Source organism: Streptomyces sp. NPDC048636 (genome assembly GCF_040650655.1).
Classification (GTDB): Bacteria; Actinomycetota; Actinomycetes; order Streptomycetales; family Streptomycetaceae; genus Streptomyces.
This window is the reverse complement of record NZ_JBEZHR010000002.1, coordinates 197,642-218,750: the sequence shown is the minus strand read 5'-3', so window position 1 is coordinate 218,750 and position 21,109 is coordinate 197,642. Positions and strand designations below refer to the sequence as shown.

The following is a 21,109-nucleotide window of genomic DNA, read 5'->3' as shown; positions in this document are numbered from 1 at the left end:
TGCCGGGCCCCCGGTTCGGGCCCCCCTTGGACCTACTCGGTCCGCGGGGGGCCATGTCACCGGTGCGTCACCCGAGGCCGACGGAGGTCTTACGGGTCGAGACGATCTGGTCGATCAGACCGTACGACAGCGACTCCTCGGCGGTCAGGATCTTGTCCCGCTCGATGTCGTCGCGGATCTTCTCGATCGGCGTGGTGGAGTGCTTGGCCAGCATCTCCTCCAGCTGCGAGCGCATCCGCAGGATCTCGTTGGCCGCGATCTCCAGATCGGAGACCTGACCGCGGCCGGTCTCGCTGTACGGCTGGTGGATCAGGATCCGGGCGTTGGGCAGCGCCATCCGCTTACCGGGGGTACCGGCGGCGAGCAGCACGGCGGCGGCGGAGGCCGCCTGGCCCATGCAGACCGTCTGGATATCGGGCTTGACGAACTGCATCGTGTCGTAGATGGCGGTCAGCGCGGTGAACGAGCCGCCGGGCGAGTTGATGTAGACCGAGATGTCGCGGTCCGGGTCCATCGACTCCAGGCACAGCAGCTGCGCCATCACGTCGTTGGCCGAGGCGTCGTCGATCTGCACGCCCAGGAAGATCACCCGCTCCTCGAAGAGCTTGGCGTACGGGTCGTACTCACGAATGCCCTGGGAGGTGCGCTCGACGAAGCGCGGCACGACATAGCGGGATTCGGCCATCGGGCGGTCGTAGATGCCGCTGCCGGGAAAGTTGTTCATCTGGGTCTTCACCATCCTGTGGCGATCTGAGGGCTGGAGGTCGGCTACGGGACGGCGGGACTCAGGCCCCGGTGCCGCCCCCGCCCGGAACGCTGGACGCGGACACCATGACATCGTCGACCAGGCCGTACTCCTTGGCCTCATCGGCGGAGAACCAGCGGTCACGGTCGGAGTCGCGGGTGATCTGCTCCACGGACTGGCCGGTGTGGAAGGAGGTCAGCTCCGCCATGCGCTTCTTGGTGTGCAGCAGCCGCTCCGCGTGGATCTTGATGTCCGAGGCCGAACCCGCCAGACCCGCGGAGGGCTGGTGGATCAGGATCTCGGCGTTCGGCAGCGCGAACCGCTTGCCCGGGGTGCCGGCGCTGAGCAGGAACTGCCCCATCGACGCCGCGAGGCCCATGGCGATGGTGACCACGTCGTTCTGGATGTACTGCATGGTGTCGTAGATCGCCATGCCGGCGGAGATCGAGCCGCCCGGAGAGTTGATGTAGAGGTAGATGTCCTTGTCCGGGTCGGCTGCCAGCAGGAGCAGCTGCGCCGTGATCTTGTTCGCGATGTCGTCGTCGACCGGCTGGCCGAGGAAGATGATCCGCTCACCGAGCAGCCGGTTGTAGACCTGGTCGCCGAGGCCACCGATGGTCGGCTCGCCGGCGGCGGAAGGCATCGTATTCGTCACGTATCCACCTGCTCGTCTCTGACGGCGACTGGCCGTCTACAGCGTCTTCGTCTGGGCGCGGGGGACATGGCCGCCGGTGCGCCCCGGCGGGCTCGTGAGACTCCCCTGCCCTCGTATCTACGGACCCTAACGCGCTGGTCGGCGGGCGCCATCCCGCATCAGGAACTGTTCGCTCTGAGCGCATGTCCCACCCGTCGCACCGGCCCGGGAGGTACCGCGTCGCGGAACACGAACGGGCCCGGACGTGTGCATACGTTCGGGCCCGTTCGTACGGGCTGTGGAGCGGGTGAGGGTCAGCCCTCGGCCTTGTCGCCCTTGTTGTCGTCGTTCTCGCCTTCGGCCTCGGTCTCCTCGGCGGACGCCTCGGCACCCTCCTCGGAGGTGGCCTCGACGGTCTCGCCGGTCTCGTCCTCGTCGTCCAGGTCGACGGTCTCGCCCTTGTCGTCGACGACCTTGGCGGCCTCGACCACGACGGCGAGCGCCTTGCCGCGGGCGACCTCACCGACGAGCATCGGCACCTGGCCACCCTCGACGACGGCCTGGGCGAACTGGTCGGGGCTCATCCCGGAGGACTGCGCACGGCGCATCAGGTGCTCGGTGAGCTCCTCCTGGCCGACCGACAGCTGCTCCTTGTTGACCAGCTCGTCCAGGACGAACTGGGTGCGGATGCCCTTCTCGGCCTGCTCCTTGAGCTCGGCGTCGAACTCCTCGGCGGTCTTGCCCTGCATCTGGAGGTAGGAGTCCAGGTTCAGGCCCATCTGGCCGAGCTGGTGGTGCTCCAGGTTGTGCTTACGCGTGTTGATCTCGTCCTCGAGCAGCTTCTCGGGGATCGGGACCTCGACCAGCTCCAGCAGGGCGTCCAGCACCTTCTCCTGGGCCTGGGTGGCCTGCTCGAACTTCTTGGTCTGCTCCAGCCGCTTACGGCTGTCCGCGCGCAGCTCCTCGAGGGTGTCGAACTCGCTGGCCAGCTGAGCGAAGTCATCGTCCAGCTCGGGCAGCTCACGGGCCTTGACCTCGGAGACCTGGACCGCGACCTCGGCCTCCTTGCCCTGGGCGGAGCCGCCCTTGAGCTCGGAGGTGAAGGTGGCGGAGCCACCGGCCTCGAGACCGGTCACGGCCTCGTCGATACCGTCCAGCAGCTCACCGGAGCCGATGGTGTAGGTGACGCCCTGGGCGACACCGTCCTCCAGGACCTCCCCGTCGACCTTGGCCTCGAGGTCGATGACGACGATGTCGCCCTCGGCCGCGGCCCGCTCGACGGCGGTGGTGGTGGCGAAGCGGTCCCGCAGCTGCTCGACCGAGCTGTCGATGTCCTCGTCGGACACCTCGACGGAGTCCACGGTGACCTCGATACCCGAGTAGTCCGGGATCTCGATCGTCGGGCGGATGTCCACCTCGGCGGTGAACGCCAGCAGCTCGTTGTCCTTGAGCTCGGTGATGTCCACCTCGGGCTGGCCGAGCGGGTTGAGCTCACCCTCGTTGACCGCTTCGGTGTAGAACTTCGGGAGCGCGTCGTTGACCGCCTCCTCCAGCACCGCACCACGGCCGAACCGCTGGTCGATGACGCGGGCCGGGATCTTGCCCTTACGGAACCCAGGCACCGAGACCTGCTGGTTGATCTTCTTGTACGCCGCGTCGAGGCTGGGCTTGAGCTCCTCGAAGGGCACCTCGACAGTGAGCCGAACCCGAGTCGGGTTCAGGTTCTCCACGGCGCTCTTCACGGTTCGGTCTCCTTGGGGCTGACGTGTGGGGTTCTGCTGCATGCGCTGATGCGTTCGCAGCGGATCGCGCCCGGCAGAGATAAAGACACAGACGCGCAGCTTGCATAGTAACCGCACGGCTGACGCGCCCCACAACGCGATCTTGCTCGCCGGTGCGCGATCTTGCTCGCCGGTGATGGTCGGGGTGGCCGGATTCGAACCGACGACCTTCCGCTCCCAAAGCGGACGCGCTACCAAGCTGCGCCACACCCCGTCGGTGCGACACGTAGGGTACATGGCCGCGGACGCCCTGGCCGCCGGATATTCGACTGGTGGGCAAGGGTGTGCGGGAGACCGCCGGAACCCGCTACGATGCATGCCGTGCCGCGCTCCGGGCGATCGTTCCCGGACGGTGCCGTCCCGGCTTGACCGGGCGGACGCGGCGCGCGCGGGCGTAGCTCAATGGTAGAGCCCCAGTCTTCCAAACTGGCTACGCGGGTTCGATTCCCGTCGCCCGCTCCAACGGCCCTCGGCCCGGCTCCGGACTTCTGTCCGGACCGGGCCGTTGTGCGTTGCGCGCAGGTGCGGTGCGTACGGTTTCGGCCATCCCGGTCCCGCTGCCGCCGTCCGCGAGGACGCACACTCCCCCGCGGACGGGGTCAGACATCTATGTCGCTGATGGCGTTCGCGACCGAGTCGAGGAAGTCCTGGATGTCCGGTGCGAGATCCGAGGAGGCGAGCAGGAAGCCGAAGAGCATCGCGACAAGGCCCGGCCCCCACTTGATCGAGCCATTGCGGATCATCAGCACCAGGACGATGCCGACAAGCACCACCAATGACAGAGAAATGACCACAACTGATCACACACCCTCGGTCGCACGCGTCTCACCGGCCCCGGAAGCACGCGACCCCGCACACCCCCGCGGTCACCATCGTGCCACCAACTCCCGCTCCACAGCAGCGGGGTGAAGTGGCCACCGGCGGACGGCCCGCAGCTCACCCACCCCTCCGGTACCCATCCGGTTATCCATCACACAAGCGGACACGGGTGACCCTGCCCACAATTCGAGGAACCGCCCGAACATCAAATTCAACGCCGATCCGATAGCCAACACGGCGGCCTGTACGGCCAATTCGAAATTCATCTGGCGGTCGCTCGCGCGGGTGACAAAACATCAATGAATCAGACATTCCGCCAGAGCCTCCTGCGGGGCATATGCACCATTTAAGCAGTATGAAGCATGACAGAACGGACATCCTGTTGTGCGAAATTGCCCTCTCGGATCGCTTTGTCGACTTGATCGCGAAGGGCTATCGACCAAGGAACGGAAGGTATTAGCCACAAAGAAGTGAACGAGGTTTTACGCATTACAGGTTTCGGCGCTATCGTGCCTTGGATGTTCCACGCTGCCATGACTCCCCCTCGCGCAGTGAGGTCCCGGACGGTCTCCCCCAGTTCATGGTGGGAGGGCCTGTGACCAACTCCCTGCGCCCGCACGGCTACCAGCGGGCTCCCCTCCCCCCGGCCCAGGAGGCGGTGCCCACTTCCCCCACCTCGCGGGACGACGAAGCAGGACGGCACCAGGCGGCCCCGCCCGCCCCGAGCACCGCGGCCGGACAGAAGCCGAAGCAGCGCGACGCGTTCTTCGACAACGCCAAGTACCTGGCGATCGTGCTGGTCGCGATGGCCCACTCGTGGGAGCCGCTCACCGATCACAGCCGCACCGCGGAAGCGCTGTACATGACGGTGTACACCTTCCATATGCCGGCCTTCATCGTGATCTCCGGCTACTTCTCGCGCAGCTTCGACATGCGGCCGGACCGGCTCAAGCGGCTGGTCACCGGGATCGCCGTCCCGTATGTGCTCTTCGAGGTGGCGTACACCTTCTTCAAGCGCTGGGCCGACGACGACCCGACCTATGACTTCAGCCTGCTGGACCCCTGGTACCTCACCTGGTTCCTGATCGCGCTGTTCGTCTGGCGGATGTCGACCCCGCTCTGGAAGCTGGTCCGCTGGCCGATTCCGCTCTCACTGGCGATCGCCACGCTGGCGTCGGTCTCCCCCGACATCGGTGACGACCTCGACCTCCAGCGGGTGCTCCAGTTCCTGCCGTTCTTCGTGCTCGGCCTGTGCATGAAGCCCGAGCACTTCCAGATGGTCCGGCGGCGCGAGACGCGCTGGCTGTCGCTGCCGATCGGGCTGTGCGCCCTGCTGTTCGCCTACTGGGCGGCACCGCGGATGAACTCGGCCTGGTTCTACCACCGGGACAGCGTCCAGGAGCTCGGCGCTCCGCCGTGGACCGGTCCGGTGATGACGCTGGCCCTGTTCGGCTGCTCGATCGTGCTGGTCAGCTGCTTCTTCGCCTGGGTGCCGCGGCGCCATATGTGGTTCACCGCACTGGGCGCCGGAACGCTGTACGGCTATCTGCTGCACGGCTTCCTCGCCAAGGGCTCGCGCTTCTGGGGCTGGTTCGACGAGTACGAGTGGCTGCACAAGCCGTTCGGCGAGATCGCGGTCACGATCATGGCGGCCGGTGTGGTCACCGTGCTCTGCACACCCCCCGTCCAGCGGGCCTTCCGCTGGGCGATGGAGCCGAAGATGGCGTGGGCCTTCAAGAAGGACCCCGCCGAGCAGGCCCGTAAGCGCACCACGACGGCGGCCTGAGACACCACAGCCGCCCCGGGACGAGCGGGACATGGAGAGGGCCGGAGCCATAGGGCTCCGGCCCTCTTCGTGTCCTGGCGGGTATGTGTCCCGGCGGGTATGTGGCCCGGCGGGTACTACTCGCGGCAGATCAGCAGCAGCGCGCGGTCGTCGTTGACGTCCTTGGCGACGGTCTCGATCAGATGCCAGGCGGCGCCGTGGAAGCCCGAGGAGACATAGCGGTCGGCCTCCCCCGTGAGCCGGTCGATGCCCTCGCTGATGTCGCGGTCGGCGGTCTCCACGAGACCGTCGGTGAAGAGCATCAGGACGTCACCGGGGCGCAGCGTGCCCTTGGTGGGGTCGAACTGGGCGCCGTCGTAGACGCCGAGGAGCGGCCCGTCGGCGGCCTTCTCCTCCCATTTGCCGGTGCCCGCGCTGAGTTGGAGGGCGGGGAGGTGTCCGGCGGAGAAGAGCTCGAAGTCGCCGCTGTCGAGGTCCAGGACGAGGTGGACGGAGGTCGCGAAGCCCTCGTCCCAGTCCTGGCGGAGGAGGTAGCCGTTGGCGGCGGGGAGGAAGCCGTGCGGCGGCAGCGAGCCGAGCAGCCCGCCGAAGGCGCCGGAGAGCAGCAGGGCGCGGGAGGCCGCGTCCATGCCCTTGCCGGAGACATCGGTGAGGACGACCTCGAGGGTGCGGCCGCCGCCGGTGCGGGCGGCCACCACGAAGTCGCCGGAGAAGGACTGCCCGCCGGCCGGGCGCAGCGCCATCTCGCGGTGCCAGCCGCGCGGCAGTCCGGGCAGTTTGCTCTGTACCCGGATCCGCTCGCGCAGGTCGAACAGCATGGTGCCGCCGCGCCGCCAGGGCACTCCGACCCGGCTGCGGAACTGGGCGATCAGCAGGCCGAAGAAGCCGACGGCGGCGACGACCAGGATGGTGCCGGGGGTGACCCGGGAGGAGGCGTCCTCCTCGGTGTAGGGCCCGAGGACGGCGGACTCCACGATCAGGGCGGTGGCGGCCGCCGCGTAGAGGGCGAGCAGGCTGGCGGGGCGCAGCAGCAGACCGCCCGCGACGATGGGCAGGACGAGGGCGGAGGGAGCGCACCAGTCGGGCTGGGCGATGGTGCCGCAGGCGATGGCGGGGACGCCGAGGAGCAGCACGGCCAGCGCCAGCCGGTCGGAGCCCTCGCCGCGGAAATAGTCCACTCCGGCTTTGCGCACGCCAGTGCGAGCCCGGTGCAGAACTCTGCGCATCCGGGTCATCGGAGTGTCCACGCCGCCTGTCATTGAACCGGGACCCTACCCACCCGTTTGGACGCGCGTCGATTCGTGGCGCGTCGAACCACCCGCCCAGGGGGGCAATCGTAAGCGAAATTCGTTCGCGTGTACGGGAAACTGCTGCTAGGGATGGGAATATGACGACTGAGCTGCGCGTGCTCGATCCTGCGGTTTGGGATGATTGGTACGGAAAGCTGGTACTCGCGTTCGGCGGTGTTCCCGAAGCTCCCGAGGAATCCGGGCTCTGGCGGGAGTTGACCGAATGCGAGCGCTCGATCGGGGTGTGGGACGGCGACGACATCGTCGGCACCGCGGGGCTGTTCAGCTTCCGGATGACGGTTCCCGGCGGGGCTTCGGTGGCCGCACCCGGTGTGACCATGGTCAGCGTGCAGGCCACGCACCGGCGGCGCGGGGTGCTGCGCACCATGATGAGACGCCAGCTCGACGATGTCCGCGCGGCGGGCGAGCCGCTGGCGGTGCTGACCGCATCGGAACCGGACATCTACGGCCGGTTCGGCTACGGCATCGCCACCCGGAGCGCGTACGCGGCGATCGACACCGACCGGGTGCGGCTGTCCGTCCCGGACGGCGCCGGCGAGGTGACGCTGCGCGAGGTGGCCCCGGCCGACGCGGTCGAGCGCTGCGAGGCCGTCTACGCCCGGCTGGTGCCCACCCGGCCGGGGCTGCTGGAGCGCCTCCCGGGCTGGGAGCGGCTGCCGGTACTGGACCCGCCCGGTGAGCGCGAGGGGGCGTCCCCGCTCCGCTGTGTGCTGGCCGAGTCGGGCGGCGAGGTCACCGGGTACGCGCGGTTCGCCATCAAGCCCGACTGGGACCTGGCGGGCCCCAAGGGCACGGTCGTTCTGCGCGATCTGGAGGCCCTGGACCCGGCGTCCTACGCGGCGCTGTGGCGCTTCCTGTTCGAGATCGACCTGACCTCGGTCCTCCGCACCGGCGGCCGTCCGGTCGACGACCCCTGGCAGTACCTGGTCTCGGACATCCGCCGGTGCCAGGTACGGGTGAAGGACGCGCTGCACGTACGGCTGGTGGATGTGGGCGCGGCGCTTCAGGCGCGGGCGTACACCGCGCCGCTGGACGTCGTGCTGGAGGTCGACGACCCCTTCTGCCCCTGGAACGAGGGGCGCTGGCGGCTGACCGGCGACGCCAAGGGCGCCTCCTGTGCCCGCACCTCGGATGCCCCCGATCTCCGGCTCGGCGTACGGGAGTTGGGCGCGGCCTACCTCGGCGGGGTGTCGCTGACCGCCCTCGCGGGCGCGGGCCTGGTACGGGAGGTGCGCGAGGGGGCGCTGGAGGCGGCCTCGGCGGCTTTCCTGGGCACCCGGACCCCCTGGCTGCCCCACGGTTTCTGAGGCGGTCAGCGGGGCGCTCAGGCCCGCTGGCAGCCGGGGCACCAGAAGAGATTGCGGGCGGCGAGGCCGGCGGTGCGGACCTCGCCGCCACAGATGTGGCAGGGCTGCCCCGCGCGGCGGTAGACGTACACCTCGCCGCCGTGGTCGTCCACCCGCGGCGGGCGGCCCATGGCCTCGGGGGTGTGCTCGGGCCGGACGGTGTCGATCCGGTTGTTCCGGACACCCTCGCGCATCAGCTCCGCCAGATCGGCCCAGATCGCGTCCCACTCGGCGCGGGTGAGCCCGCGGCCGGGGCGGTACGGGTCGATGCCGTGCCGGAACAGCACCTCGGCGCGGTACACATTGCCCACCCCGGAGACGATCTTCTGGTCCATCAGCAGGGCGGCGACGCTGACCCGGCTGCGGGAGATCCGGTCCCAGGCGCCCTCGCCGTCGTCCTCCGGGCGCAGCGGGTCGGGGCCGAGGCGGTCGTGCACCGCCTGCTTCTCGCCCTCGGTGATCAGCGCGCAGGCCGTCGGGCCGCGCAGGTCCGCGTACCCCGTGGGGTTCGCCAGCCGCAGCCGGACGGTGTCGGTGGGCGGCGGGGCGGGGGCCGGGCCGAAGCCGTACTTCCCGAAGAGCCCGAGGTGGACATGGACCCAGCCGGAGGCGGCGAAGTCCAGGAAGAGGTGCTTGCCGTGGGCCTCGGCGTGGTGCAGCGGCAGGCCGTCGATCAGGGCCGCGCCGTCGGCGAACTTGCCCTGGGGGCTGCTGGCCCGCACCGGACGGCCGCCGAACCGCTCGAGGTGGTCGGCGGCCAGCCGGTGGATGGTGTGCCCTTCGGGCATCAGCCGTGGTCGGGGTGGTGGGCCGGGATCGGGGGCAGCTCACCGGTGGTCTCGTACGCGGAGAGCATCTCGATCCGGCGGGTGTGGCGCTCCTCACCCGAGTAGGGGGTGTTGAGGAAGATCTCGACGAACTTGGTCGCCTCGTCTTCCGTGTGCATCCTGGCCCCCACGCTGATCACGTTGGCGTTGTTGTGCTCGCGACCGAGCGCCGCCGTCTGCTCACTCCACGCGAGGGCGGCCCTAATGCCCTTGACCTTGTTGGCCGCGATCTGCTCACCATTGCCGGATCCGCCGATCACGACGCCGAGGCTGTCGGGGTCGGCGGCGGTCCGCTCGGCGGCACGCAGACAGAACGGCGGGTAGTCGTCCTGGGCGTCGTAGAGGTGCGGGCCGCAGTCGACGGGCTCGTGCCCATCCGCCTTGAGCCACTCCACGAGGTGGTTCTTGAGGTCGTAACCAGCATGGTCGGAACCGAGGTACACGCGCATGTCCTGAGTGTGACACGCCCGTGTCACCCCCGCCGCGCCGGGTACGCGACCCCAAAAACCTCGCCAATACCAAGGAACCTCATGGAAACCTCAAGTAACAATCTGGAATCAAAGGTTCATCAAAAGGTCTTCCTGAGATTCACTGGCGACGCTCGTAACCCGAGAGCAAAGGAATCGAGCCCATGAGCGCACAACCTGCGACCACCTCGGAGCAGCAGAGGCCCGGCGACTCCGGCCCCGGCTCCCCCGACGGCCTGAAGGCCGGACTCAAGAACCGACATCTGTCGATGATCGCCATCGGCGGAGTGATCGGCGCCGGCCTCTTCGTGGGCTCCAGCGCGGGCATCGCCAAGGCGGGACCCGCAATTCTGATCTCTTACGCCCTGGTCGGCCTGATGGTCGTCCTGGTGATGCGGATGCTGGGCGAGATGGCCGCGGCCAACCCCACCTCCGGCTCGTTCTCCGCCTACGCGGACCGGGCACTCGGCCGCTGGGCGGGCTTCTCGATCGGCTGGCTGTACTGGTTCTTCTGGGTCGTGGTGCTGGCCGTGGAGGCGACCGCGGGCGCGGTCATCCTCGAGGGCTGGGTACCGTCCGTACCGCAGTGGGCCTGGGCACTGATCGTGATGTTCGTGCTCACCGCCACCAACCTGGCCTCGGTCGCCTCCTACGGTGAGTTCGAGTTCTGGTTCGCGGGCATCAAGGTCGTCGCCATCGCCGCCTTCATCGTGATCGGCGGACTGGCCGTCTTCGGCGTCCTGCCGGGCTCGGACAACCCCGGGGCCGGACTGGACCACCTGACCGACCACGGCGGCTTCATGCCGAACGGACCGGGCGCGATTCTCACCGGTGTGCTGCTGGTCGTCTTCTCCTTCATGGGCAGCGAGATCGTCACCCTGGCCGCCGGTGAGTCCGAGAACCCGCAGCGGGCCGTCTCCAAGGCCACCAACAGCGTGATCTGGCGTATCGCGGTCTTCTACCTGGGCTCGATCTTCGTTGTGATCACCCTGCTGCCCTGGGACTCCAAGGCCATCGCCAAGCACGGCTCCTACGTCGCCTCGCTGGAGTCCATCGGCATCCCGCACGCCGGCCAGGTCATGAACGTCATCGTGCTGACCGCCGTGCTCTCCTGCCTCAACTCCGGCCTCTACACCGCCTCCCGGATGGCCTTCTCGCTCGGCCAGCGCGGTGACGCCCCGGCCGCGTTCGCCCGGACCAACTCCCGCGGCGTACCGCAGACCGCGATCCTCGGCTCGGTCGTCTTCGGCTTCGTCGCCGTCTGGTTCAACTACCAGTGGCCGGACACCGTCTTCGACTTCCTGCTGAACTCCTCGGGTGCGGTCGCGCTCTTCGTCTGGCTGGTCATCTGCTTCACCCAGCTGCGGATGCGCGGGATCATCCTGCGCGAGAACCCGGACAAGCTGATCGTCCGGATGTGGCTGTTCCCGTACCTGACCTGGGCGACCATCGCGATGATCTCGTTCGTGCTGGTCTACATGCTCACCGACAAGGACGGGCGCGAGCAGGTCATCCTCTCCGCGCTGGTGGCCCTTCTGGTGGTGGCCTTCGCCCTGGTGCGCGACAAGCTGTCGCCCGCCCGCAAGGTGGACGCCGCCGAGGGCCGGACCAAGGAGTCCGTGGCCCCGTAACCGCGCCTCCCGCCTCACCTGGGGCTCCGGGTGCCTACGAGCCGCGTCATACGGAGCCGGGGCCCGCACCAGTGATCGGTGCGGGCCCCGGCTCCGTATCCGGCTCCCCAGCCCCGTGGGACGCGAGGGGCCGGGTAGCGGTCTCCTCCGACCGCGAGGGGTCTCAGCCGCGGCGGCCGAGCAGCTTCCAGGCCGCGGGCAGCGCGCCCATCGCCAGCGCCGCCTTCAGGGCGTCCCCGAGGAGGAAGGGGGTCAGCCCGGCGGCGACCGCCTGGGAGAGCGAGAGATCGGCGGCCAGCGCCAGGTAGGGGACGCCCACCGCGTAGATGATCGCGGAGCCGACCGCCATGGTGCCCGCGGTGCGCAGCGCCCCGCGGTCGCCGCCGCGCCGGGCCAGGGCGCCCACCACGGTCGCGGCGAGCATCATGCCGAGCACATAGCCGAAGGACGGTGCGGTACCGGAGCTGCCCTCGGCGAACCACGGCATGCCCGCCATCCCGGCCAGGGCGTAGAGCAGCAGGGACGCGAAACCGCGTCCGGCGCCCAGCGAGGTGCCCACCAGCAGGGCGGCGAAGGTCTGGCCGGTCACCGGCACCGGCGAACCGGGGACCGGCACCGACAGCTGTGCGGCCAGCCCGGTGAGCGCGGCGCCGCCGAGCACCAGGACGGCGTCACGGGCCAGATCGCGCCGGTCGGGCAGACCGGCGGCGCGGGCGGAGCGGGCGGGGAAGACCACGTCCGCGAGGACCGAACCGGTCGAGGCGGCGGGCGAGGCGGTGCTCATCAGCGAAAGCTCCCAGGTGAGAAAGGTGGACCGCGGTGGTGAACAATAAGGCGACGCTAACCCGGCCGGGCGGTCCCGATCACCGTCGGTTGACCACAAAGGGCGGACCGGCCCCTTGGCGGCTTCTGGCATAACGCCGGGATACGGAGCGTCACCGCGATGTCCGATATCCAGACAATCCAGCATGCGCTGTTGTCCTCACCGGACACACGCCTCACACTGAGCTCGTTTTGCACCCGTCCGCCCCCCACCCAAGGGACAGAGAAGAGCACATGAACCGGACACCTGCGTCCTCCGCGCCACAGCGCGACATGGAGGCGACCGGCGCGGGCACACCCGCCTCGCCCGCGCTCTCCCACGGCCTCAAGCAGCGCCATCTGTCGATGATCGCCCTCGGTGGGGTGATCGGAGCGGGCCTGTTCGTCGGCTCCGGTGCCGGTATCGCCGCCGCCGGCCCCTCCATCGTGCTCGCCTACGCCCTGTCCGGGCTGCTGGTGATGCTGGTGATGCGGATGCTGGGCGAGATGTCGGCCGCCAACCCGGCCTCGGGCTCCTTCTCCGTGCACGCGGAGCGGTCGATCGGGCCATGGGCGGGGTTCACGGCGGGCTGGATGTTCTGGGTGCTGCTGTGCGTGGGCATCGCCGCCGAGGCGATCGGCGCCGCGGGGATCATGGTCCAGTGGTTCCCGGCCACCGACTCCTGGATGTGGGTCGCCCTGTTCATGGCGATCTTCTGCGGCACCAACCTGGCGGCGGTCAGCAACTTCGGTGAGTTCGAGTTCTGGTTCGCCGCGCTGAAGATCGCCGCGATCACCCTCTTCCTGGTCCTGGGCGTGCTGGCGATAGCCGGGGTGCTGCCCGGCACCGACGCCCCGGGCGGCTCCAACCTCTCCGGTGACGGCGGCTTCCTGCCCAACGGCGTGGACGGACTGGTGGTGGGTCTGCTCGCCTCGGTGTTCGCCTACGGCGGCCTGGAGACGGTGACCATCGCCGCCGCCGAGTCCGAGAACCCGGTCAAGAGCGTCGCCGCGGCCGTGCGCACCGCGATGTGGCGGATCGCCCTGTTCTACGTCGGCTCGATGCTGGTCGTCGTCACCCTCATCCCGTGGGACGACAAGTCCATCCTGGCCAACGGCCCGTACGTGGCGGTCCTCGACCACCTCGACATCCCCGCGGCCGGCGACATCATGAACGTCATCGTGCTCATCGCCCTGCTCTCCGCGATGAACGCCAACATCTACGGCGCCTCCCGGATGTCGTACTCGCTGATCGCGCGCGGTGAGGGCCCGGCCTTCCTGGGCAAGGTCAGCGGTGGCGTCCCCCGGCTCACCGTGCTCGCCTCGTCCTTCTTCGGCTTCGTCGCGGTCCTGCTGAGCTACTGGTGGCCGGAGACCATCTTCAAGTGGCTGCTCAACATGGTCGGCGCCGCGGTGCTGGTGGTGTGGGGCTTCATCGCCGTCGCCCAGCTGCGGATGCGCAGCAGGCTCCAGCGCGAGGCGCCGGAGAAGCTGGTGGTCAAGATGTGGCTGTTCCCCTACCTCACCTGGGTCGCGCTGGCCGCGACGCTCGGCGTGCTGGGCCTGATGCTGCGCGAGAGCGAAACCCGTACCCAGCTGTACGCCACGGCCGCTCTGACGGTGGCCCTCGCCATCATCGGCTACGCCCGCCAGCGAGCGGTGGCCCGCAAGGCCTGATCTCGTGATCCCCGCGAGGAGGCGGGGTGGGTCCTCGGTCCGGGGGCTCACCCCGCCTCCTTCTTTTGGCCCGGAGATCCGGTCCCGGCTGGCGGAAAACCTTCTTGCTGGTAGCGTGCAGTTGCAAGTTAATTGCATTAAGCCGGTCCCGGAGGGCTTCGCATGGCCATCTACACACTTCCTGAACTTCCGTATGACTATTCGGCGCTGGCCCCGGTCATCAGCCCCGAGATCATCGAGCTGCACCACGACAAGCACCACGCCGCGTACGTCAAGGGCGCGAACGACACCATGGAGCAGCTCGCGGAGGCGCGGGACAAGGACCAGTGGGGCTCGATCAACGGGCTGGAGAAGAATCTGGCCTTCCATCTGTCGGGCCACATCCTGCACAGCATCTACTGGCGGAACATGACCGGTGACGGCGGCGGCGAGCCGTTGGAGAAGGACGGCGTGGGCGAGCTGGCCGACGCGATCACCGAGTACTTCGGGTCCTTCGCGGCGTTCAAGGCACAGCTCTCCAAGGCGGCCGCGACCACCCAGGGCTCGGGCTGGGGTGTGCTCGCCCATGAGCCGGTGAGCGGGCGGCTGATCGTCGAGCAGGTCTACGACCACCAGGGGAACGTCGGCCAGGGCTCGGTGCCGATCCTGGTCTTCGACGCCTGGGAGCACGCCTTCTATCTCCAGTACAAGAACCAGAAGGTGGACTTCATCGAGGCCATGTGGCAGGTCGTGAACTGGCAGGACGTGGCGCGCCGCTACACGGCCGCCAAGGAGCGCGCGAACAACCTGCTGCTCGCGCCGTAACAGACCTCCTGCTTGCGTGATCGTCTTCTCACCGAACACCTGGCAGGCGGAAATAAGGGGCCCCCGCGCGGTCGACTCGCGCGGGGGCCCCGCCGTCCTCCGGCGGACGGTCAGTCGAAGATCGGGCCGACCGTCCGGGTGCGCTTGAGCTCGTAGAAGCCGGGGACGGAGGCGACCATCAGGGTGCCGTCCCACAGCCTCGCGGCCTCCTCGCCCTTGGGGGCGGGGGTCATCACCGGGCCGAAGAAGGCGACGCGCTCGCCCTCCGGGCCGGGTACGGCGATCACGGGGGTGCCCACATCCTGGCCCACCAGGTCGATGCCCTCCTTGTGGGAGGCGCGCAGCTCGGTGTCATAGGCGTCGGAGTCGGCGGCGTCCGCGAGGTCGGCGGGCAGCCCCGCCTCCTCGAGGGCGGCCACGATCGTCTCGCGGTCCCTCTCCAGCCCCTGGTTGTGGAAACGGGTGCCCAGGGCGGTGTAGAGCGGGCCGAGGACCTGGCTGCCGTGCTTCTGCTCGGCGGCGACGCAGACCCGCACCGGGCCCCAGGCGGTCTTCAGGAACTCGCTGTACTCCTCGGGCAGCTCGTCCAGCTTGGGCTCGTTCAGCACGGCCAGGCTCATCACATGCCAACGCACCTCGACCGGACGCACCTTCTCCACCTCGAGCATCCAGCGCGAGGTCATCCAGGCCCAGGGGCAGAGCGGATCGAACCAGAAGTCGGCGGGGGTCTTGGCGGTCTCCGTCACGGTGTCTCCTCATGCGGGCGCATACAAAAACGCAGCGGGATATCGGGCTCTCTCCTCACACCAACGCATCGACGATCGAGCCCCATTCCCCGATTCCCCCGGGGAGTACGGCGTGACATGATGCGCGCTGTCCGATATTCGAGACGAGCGCGAGGGAGCCCGCGTCGTGCCTGGTGAGAACCTGACCCGTGACGAGGCCCGGGAGCGGGCGAGGCTACTGACCGTGGACGCGTACGAGGTGGCGCTCGACGTGCGGTCGGCGGTCGAACCGCACACCGCACCCGGGCCGCGCACGTTCCGTTCCACCACCACCGTGCGGTTCCGCTGCGCCGAGCCGGGCGCGTCGGCCTTCGCCGATCTGGTGGCGCCCTCGGTGACCTCGGTGCGCCTCAACGGCCGGGAGCTGGACCCGGCGGCCGTCTTCGACGGCGCCCGGATCGCGCTGGACGGGCTGGCCGCCGAGAACGAGCTGACCGTGGACGCCCGGTGCGCGTACAGCCGCACCGGTGAGGGGCTGCACCACTTCATCGACCCCGAGGACGGCGAGGTCTACCTCTACACGCAGTACGAGCCGGCCGACGCCCGACGGGTCTTCACCACCTTCGAACAGCCGGACCTCAAGGCCCCGTTCACCTTCGCGGTGACCGCGCCCGACCACTGGACCGTACTGAGCAACGGCACCGAGGCCCGCCGTGAGCCGACCGTCTCCGGCGGCCCCGGCACCACCACCCACTTCACCCCGACGCTGCCCATCTCCAGCTACATCACGGCGGTCGTCGCGGGCCCGTACCACTACGAGACCGACACCTACCGGCGCGCCCTGTCCGACGGCACGGTCCTGGAGATCCCGCTGGGCGCGCTGTGCCGCGCGGGTCTCGCCAAGCATTTCGACGCCGACGACATCTTCACCGTCACCAAGCAGGGACTGGACTTCTTCCACGACCGCTTCGACTACCCGTATCCGTTCGGCAAGTACGACCAGGCGTTTGTGCCGGAGTACAACATCGGCGCCATGGAGAACCCGGGGTGTGTCACCTTCCGCGAGGAGTTCATCTTCCGCGGCAAGGTCACCCGGGCGTCGTACGAGCACCGGGCCAACGTCATCCTCCACGAGATGGCCCATATGTGGTTCGGCGATCTGGTGACCATGGAGTGGTGGGACGACCTGTGGCTCAAGGAGTCGTTCGCGGACTTCATGGGGGCCTTCGCGCTGGTCGGCGCCACCCGCTTCACCGACGGCTGGATCACCTTCGCCAACCGCCGCAAGTCCTGGGCGTACCGCGCCGACCAGCTGCCCTCCACCCACCCGGTCACCGCCGACATCCGTGACCTGGAGGACGCCAAGCTCAACTTCGACGGGATCACCTACGCCAAGGGCGCCTCGGTGCTCAAGCAGCTGGTGGCCTACGCCGGTCAGGACGCCTTCCTGGAGGGCGCGCGGCGCTACTTCAAGCGGCACGCCTTCGGCAACACCCGGCTGACCGACCTGCTGGCGGTGCTCACCGAGACCTCGGGCCGGGACCTGGCCGCCTGGTCCCGGGCCTGGCTGGAGACCGCGGGCGTCAATGTGCTCACCCCGCAGCTCACGTGTGACGCGGCCGGGCACATCACCGAGCTGGCCGTGGTCCAGGAGGCCCCCGAGAGTCACCCGACGCTGCGCCCGCACCGGATCGCCGTGGGTCTGTACCGCAGGGACGAGAACGGGGCGCTGGTGCGCTACGCCCGTGCCGAGACCGACGTCGACGGAGCGCGGACCGTTGTCGGTGAGCTGACCGGCGCCGAGCGGCCCGATCTGGTCCTGGTCAACGACGACGACCTCACCTACTGCAAGATCCGCTTCGACGAGGGTTCGCTGGCCACGCTGCGCGAGCACCTGGGCGAGCTGAGCGATCCGCTGGCCCGCGCGCTGTGCTGGTCCGCGGTGTGGAACCTGACCCGGGACGGGCTGATGCCCGCCCGTGACTACCTGGGTCTGGTGCTGCGCTTCGCCGGGACCGAGAGCGATATCGGGGTGCTCCAGATGGTCCAGGCGTGGGCGCTGTCCGCGCTGCACCACTACGCCGCGCCGGGGACGCGTGAGGCGGCCGGGGCCCGGCTGGCCGAGGGCGCGCTCGCCGAGCTGCGCCGCGCGGAGCCGGCCAGCGGACACCAGCTGGCCTGGGCGCGGTTCTTCGCCGAGCTCGCCACGGACCAGTCCGAACTGCGGCTGCTGGAAGGGCTGCTGAACGGTTCGGCCCGGATCGACGGACTCGATGTCGACCAGGAGCTGCGCTGGACCTTCCTGGCGTCGCTCGCGGCGGCCGGGACGGCCGACGAGTCGGTGATCGCGGCCGAACTGGCCCGTGACGACACCGCGTCCGGCAAGCGCCACCAGGTGCGCTGTCTGGCCGCGCGCCCCTCGGCGGAGGTCAAGGCGGGCGCGTGGACGGCCGTGGTCGATTCCGACCGGCTCTCCAACGCCCTGGTGGAGGCCACCATCGCGGGCTTCGACCAGCCGGGCCAGCGGGAGCTGCTGACACCGTACGCGCCGCGCTACTTCGAGGTGATCGAACGCGTCTGGCAGGAGCGGTCGATCGAGATCGGGATGGCGATCGTACGCGGTCTGTTCCCGGCCACCCAGGGCGACGCCACCACGCTGAAGGCCGCGGACGACTGGCTGGCCGCCCGGCCGGACGCGGCGCCCGCGCTGCGGCGGCTGGTCCTGGAGGCGCGGGACGATCTGGCGCGCACCCGGCGCGGTCAGGAGTGCGATACACGGGCAGCCGTCTGACGGACCGTTTTCGGCATTCGAACTCCCGTACTTTAGGACGGCGTTGTCCGGGTTTGTCGACGAGTTGGTAACAGCGGTGAGTGGGGTGGAGCGAGCGGGAATGGCCGGGGCATGAGCCACAACACGCCGCTGTCCCCCCGCCCGCTCCACCACCTCACCGATGTGCAGCGCCGGGTGCTGACCACGCGTCAGCTCCGTGAGCACGGAGTCAGCGCGGCCACCGCCGCCGAGCGCTGCCGCGAGGGCGGGCCCTGGCAGCAGATCCTGCCGGGCGTCCATCTGCTCCACCCCGGCCCGGCCACCAGCGAGGAGCGGCTGCACGCGGCGCTGCTGTACACGGCGAGCCGCCGACAGACGGCGGCGGCCGGGAGCGGCGCCGAGGAGGCGGAGCCGTACGGCGAGGCGATGGTCACCGGGCTCGCGGCGCTGGCCCTGCACCACTTCTCCGCCGCTCCCCCGCTGGCCTCCCTGGACGAGGTCGACATCCTGGTGCCGCGCACCCGGCGGCTGCGCGCCACCGGCTATGTGCGGTTCGTCCGCGCCCAGACCCTGCCCGGTCCGCGGTACCTCGCGGGGGTGCCCACCGCCCCGGTCGCCCGGGCGCTCGCCGACGCGGTCGCCCGGCTCAGCGACGCGGTGCTGGTGCGCAGGCTGCTCACCGAGTCCGTACGCCACGGCCACTGCGAGGCGACGGCCGTGGTCAAGGAGTTGAGCCAGGCCCGGCTGCTGTCCCGGCCGCATGTGATCGACGCGGTGGACGCACTGCTGGCCGAGGGGCGGGCCATCGCCGAGGGACGGCTGTACGACATGGTGCGCGGCCACGGGCTGCCCGAACCGCTGTGGAACGTCGAGCTGCGGCTGCCGGGCGGCCACCGCCTGGGCGAGGTGGACGCCTACTGGGGCGAGCAGGCGGTGGCGCTGGAGATCGACGCGCGGGCGCCGCGCCATGACGAGTACGCGCTGCGCGGCGCCTACGCCCGTAAGCGCGAGCACCTGGAGGGGCTCGGCATCACGGTGGTGCGGGTCACCCCGCGGAAGCTGCGGGACGGTCTGGAGGAGCAGGCCGCGGTGGTGCGGACCGCCCTGATCGCGGCGGCCGACCGCGACCCGGCCCCGTACGTCGTGGTGCTGCCGCGGTGACGTCCATGCGGCGGCTCCGGCCGCCGCCGCCGGGTGTGGTGGTCAGCCCTTGCGCAGCAGCAGTTCGGTGTTGCGGTCGCCCGGGTCCCCGGCCAGTTTCTGGCTGGCGCCGGGCGCGTTGAAGGACAGTTCGCGGTAGAGCGCGGCGAGACCGGTCTGGGAGAGGTCGGTGTGGTCCGTGCGGCGCGGCGCGGCCGCCTCGATGAGCGTGGTGAACAGCGACAGGGTGCCGTCGTGGTTGTCCACGATCTCGATGACCCGGGCCAGTTGGGGGAAGTCCACGTGCGAGGCGGTGGTGATCTCCCAGAAGGTGTCGTGCGGGGTGATCTCGTTCTGGTGGCTGTGGCCGTTGATCCAGGCCCGTACCTGGGGGTGGCGCCGGAACAGGGCGATGATCTCGTCACCGCCGTGCCGGGCCTCGCCGGGCCGGGCCGGGTCGTGATTCATATTGGTCATGCTGCGGCTGTAGTGGTGGCTGAAGACCAGGACGTGGTCGTCCTTGTGGGCCTTCAGGGTCCGCTCCAGCCAGCGGAGTTGGGCGGTGCCGACCGAACCGGTGTAGTGGCCGCCGGGGTCGGTGGTGTCCAGGCTGACGCCGATGACGTCGTCCGAGATCCGGAACGAGTAGTAGAGGGTGCCCTGCTCGAGATTGGCCTTGGTGTAGCCGTGGCCGACCGGACCGGGGCCGGCCGCGGCCGGGTCGAGGTGCGCGGTGAGGTACTCGGCCTGGGTGAAGGGCGCGCGGCGCTCGTCGGGGGTGACCCTGCGCATGTCCCGGGCGTGGGCGCGCAGCAGCTCCTTCATGTCCTTGCCGCGGGGGTCGGCGCCCTTGCGCTCGCCCTCGTAGATCCTGGCGGCCTCGGCGGCCGGGACGATCTCGAGCTTGCGGCCGCCGGTGGCCAGCTCCGCGAGGTAGCCGCCGCCGAAGGAGTAGACCCCGCCGCCCAGGTCGTCGTGGTTGCCGATGGTCGAGTACCAGGGCAGCCGCAGTCCGGGGCTGTGTACGGGGCGCAGCGCCGCCTCCAGGAAGCCGTCGATCCGGGGGAAGCCGCGCTGCTTGTCGGCGTCGCGCAGGGCCCGGCCGGGGTGCCAGAACTCCTTGATCCCGCTGTTCTGGACGCCCTCGTAGCGCCGGGGGTCGCCGGTGTTGGGGGTGATCCGGCCGCCGTTCATGGCGGCCAGGAACCAGTCCAGCTCGATCTTCGCGTTGTTGTCGGTGTTGTCGCCGGTGGTCATCACGAAGGACAGCGGCGCCCCGGTGACCGGTCCGCCGCGCAGTCCGTTGACCCGCTCGATGAGGGAGGCGGCGCCGACCACGGTCAGCGCCTCGTGCGGCCGCCAGGCCCCGGTGCGGCCGGACCGCAGGAACTCGTAGCGCATCGGGTGCTGGACGTCGGTGATGTGCAGATCGGTGAGCTGGACGAAGGAGGCGAGCGCGGTGCGCCGGTCCTCCCGGCCGCCCTTGCCCGCCACGATGTCGGTGCGTACACCGCGGGCCCAGGCCGGGCCGTCGGTGAGCCTGCGGTAGCCGATCCCGCCGTGCGCCGCGGAGAAGGTCTCGAGCGTCGTACCGGCGTTGGAGGGTGCGGCGGGCGCCTCCACCACACGGCGGGCGGCGGCGCGCGCCATGGGACGCTGTGAGGCGTCCGCGGAGCCGGTGCCGGGCCCGAAGGCGATCCCCAGACCGGCGGTGGCGCCGGTGGCGGTGGCGGCGGCCAGGAAGGTGCGGCGGTCGAGGGCGGCGACGGCAGAGGCGGCGGACCGTATGCGGGACATACGCGATCTCCCCGAGTGGATTCGCGGAAGCGGGCGGGCAGGGAACTGC

At 69.8% G+C, this 21,109-nt stretch carries 17 protein-coding genes and 2 tRNA genes; 8 read left to right on the top strand and 11 right to left on the bottom strand.

Features of this window, described 5'->3' with window-relative positions; genetic code table 11:
• Positions 1-67 precede the first annotated feature (67 nt).
• The 4 genes from AB0C66_RS06825 to AB0C66_RS06810 form a co-directional block, all read right to left on the bottom strand.
• The gene (locus tag AB0C66_RS06825) at positions 68-724 is read right to left on the bottom strand and encodes an ATP-dependent Clp protease proteolytic subunit (protein ID WP_176182974.1); all 657 of its coding nucleotides are present in this window, start codon (positions 722-724) and stop codon (positions 68-70) included.
• A 61-nt stretch (positions 725-785) separates the two neighbouring features.
• Positions 786-1,400, bottom strand: a complete 615-nt coding sequence (locus AB0C66_RS06820) for an ATP-dependent Clp protease proteolytic subunit (protein WP_362433816.1) — start codon at positions 1,398-1,400, stop codon at positions 786-788.
• A 293-nt stretch (positions 1,401-1,693) separates the two neighbouring features.
• The gene (tig, locus tag AB0C66_RS06815) at positions 1,694-3,121 is read right to left on the bottom strand and encodes a trigger factor (RefSeq protein WP_362433814.1); all 1,428 of its coding nucleotides are present in this window, start codon (positions 3,119-3,121) and stop codon (positions 1,694-1,696) included.
• 176 nt (positions 3,122-3,297) lie between these two features.
• Positions 3,298-3,374: transfer RNA gene (locus AB0C66_RS06810), tRNA-Pro, on the bottom strand.
• A 174-nt stretch (positions 3,375-3,548) separates the two neighbouring features.
• Here AB0C66_RS06810 and AB0C66_RS06805 point away from each other — a divergent pair.
• Positions 3,549-3,622, top strand: a tRNA-Gly gene (locus AB0C66_RS06805).
• Positions 3,623-3,759: 137 nt separating this feature from the next.
• Here the strand turns inward: AB0C66_RS06805 and AB0C66_RS06800 are convergent.
• Complete coding sequence (locus AB0C66_RS06800) at positions 3,760-3,954, bottom strand: hypothetical protein (protein WP_176182972.1); 195 nt, start codon at positions 3,952-3,954, stop codon at positions 3,760-3,762.
• A 620-nt stretch (positions 3,955-4,574) separates the two neighbouring features.
• Here AB0C66_RS06800 and AB0C66_RS06795 point away from each other — a divergent pair.
• Complete coding sequence (locus AB0C66_RS06795; RefSeq protein WP_362433811.1) at positions 4,575-5,765, top strand: acyltransferase family protein; 1,191 nt, start codon at positions 4,575-4,577, stop codon at positions 5,763-5,765.
• 116 nt (positions 5,766-5,881) lie between these two features.
• On the opposite strand, the gene AB0C66_RS06790 is transcribed toward AB0C66_RS06795, so the two are convergent.
• The gene (locus AB0C66_RS06790) at positions 5,882-7,024 is read right to left on the bottom strand and encodes a PP2C family protein-serine/threonine phosphatase (RefSeq protein WP_362433809.1); all 1,143 of its coding nucleotides are present in this window, start codon (positions 7,022-7,024) and stop codon (positions 5,882-5,884) included.
• Between the two features lie 128 nt (positions 7,025-7,152).
• Here AB0C66_RS06790 and AB0C66_RS06785 point away from each other — a divergent pair, with 128 nt between their 5' ends.
• On the top strand, positions 7,153-8,382 hold the full coding sequence (locus AB0C66_RS06785) for a GNAT family N-acetyltransferase (RefSeq protein WP_362433807.1): 1,230 nt from the start codon (positions 7,153-7,155) through the stop codon (positions 8,380-8,382).
• Positions 8,383-8,399: 17 nt separating this feature from the next.
• On the opposite strand, the gene AB0C66_RS06780 is transcribed toward AB0C66_RS06785, so the two are convergent.
• The gene (locus AB0C66_RS06780) at positions 8,400-9,209 is read right to left on the bottom strand and encodes a DNA-formamidopyrimidine glycosylase family protein (protein ID WP_362433805.1); all 810 of its coding nucleotides are present in this window, start codon (positions 9,207-9,209) and stop codon (positions 8,400-8,402) included.
• On the bottom strand, positions 9,209-9,697 hold the full coding sequence (locus AB0C66_RS06775) for a ribose-5-phosphate isomerase (protein WP_362433803.1): 489 nt from the start codon (positions 9,695-9,697) through the stop codon (positions 9,209-9,211). Before AB0C66_RS06775 ends, AB0C66_RS06780 begins: the two co-directional genes overlap by 1 nt.
• 182 nt (positions 9,698-9,879) lie before the next feature.
• Here AB0C66_RS06775 and AB0C66_RS06770 point away from each other — a divergent pair, with 182 nt between their 5' ends.
• Positions 9,880-11,346 (top strand): amino acid permease, encoded by a 1,467-nt coding sequence (locus AB0C66_RS06770; protein ID WP_362433800.1) that lies wholly within the window; start codon positions 9,880-9,882, stop codon positions 11,344-11,346.
• A 163-nt stretch (positions 11,347-11,509) separates the two neighbouring features.
• Here AB0C66_RS06770 and AB0C66_RS06765 read toward each other — a convergent pair whose 3' ends face one another.
• A complete protein-coding gene (locus AB0C66_RS06765) occupies positions 11,510-12,130 on the bottom strand; it encodes a biotin transporter BioY (RefSeq protein ID WP_362433797.1) in 621 nt (206 codons plus the stop codon).
• A 272-nt stretch (positions 12,131-12,402) separates the two neighbouring features.
• On the opposite strand from AB0C66_RS06765, the gene AB0C66_RS06760 reads away from it, so the two are divergent.
• Together AB0C66_RS06760 and AB0C66_RS06755 are read left to right on the top strand one after the other, a co-directional pair.
• Entirely contained in the window at positions 12,403-13,824 is a 1,422-nt protein-coding gene (locus AB0C66_RS06760) for an amino acid permease (protein ID WP_362433795.1), read from the top strand.
• 162 nt (positions 13,825-13,986) lie between these two features.
• Positions 13,987-14,628: a superoxide dismutase gene (locus AB0C66_RS06755; RefSeq protein ID WP_362433793.1), complete on the top strand. Its 642-nt coding sequence runs from the start codon at positions 13,987-13,989 to the stop codon at positions 14,626-14,628.
• A 110-nt stretch (positions 14,629-14,738) separates the two neighbouring features.
• On the opposite strand, the gene AB0C66_RS06750 is transcribed toward AB0C66_RS06755, so the two are convergent.
• Positions 14,739-15,374 carry a DsbA family protein gene (locus AB0C66_RS06750; protein WP_362433791.1) on the bottom strand — a complete coding sequence of 212 codons (636 nt, stop codon included), beginning with the start codon at positions 15,372-15,374 and terminating at the stop codon, positions 14,739-14,741.
• 166 nt (positions 15,375-15,540) lie between these two features.
• Between AB0C66_RS06750 and pepN the strand changes: the two genes are divergently transcribed.
• Positions 15,541-18,144, top strand: coding sequence for an aminopeptidase N (gene pepN, locus AB0C66_RS06745; RefSeq protein WP_362433789.1), 2,604 nt, complete (start codon positions 15,541-15,543; stop codon positions 18,142-18,144).
• Between the two features lie 111 nt (positions 18,145-18,255).
• A complete protein-coding gene (locus tag AB0C66_RS06740; protein ID WP_362433787.1) occupies positions 18,256-19,284 on the top strand; it encodes a hypothetical protein in 1,029 nt (342 codons plus the stop codon).
• 42 nt (positions 19,285-19,326) lie between these two features.
• On the opposite strand, the gene AB0C66_RS06735 is transcribed toward AB0C66_RS06740, so the two are convergent.
• Positions 19,327-21,060 carry a TIGR03767 family metallophosphoesterase gene (locus AB0C66_RS06735; protein ID WP_362433785.1) on the bottom strand — a complete coding sequence of 578 codons (1,734 nt, stop codon included), beginning with the start codon at positions 21,058-21,060 and terminating at the stop codon, positions 19,327-19,329.
• Between the last annotated feature and the right edge of the window lie 49 nt (positions 21,061-21,109).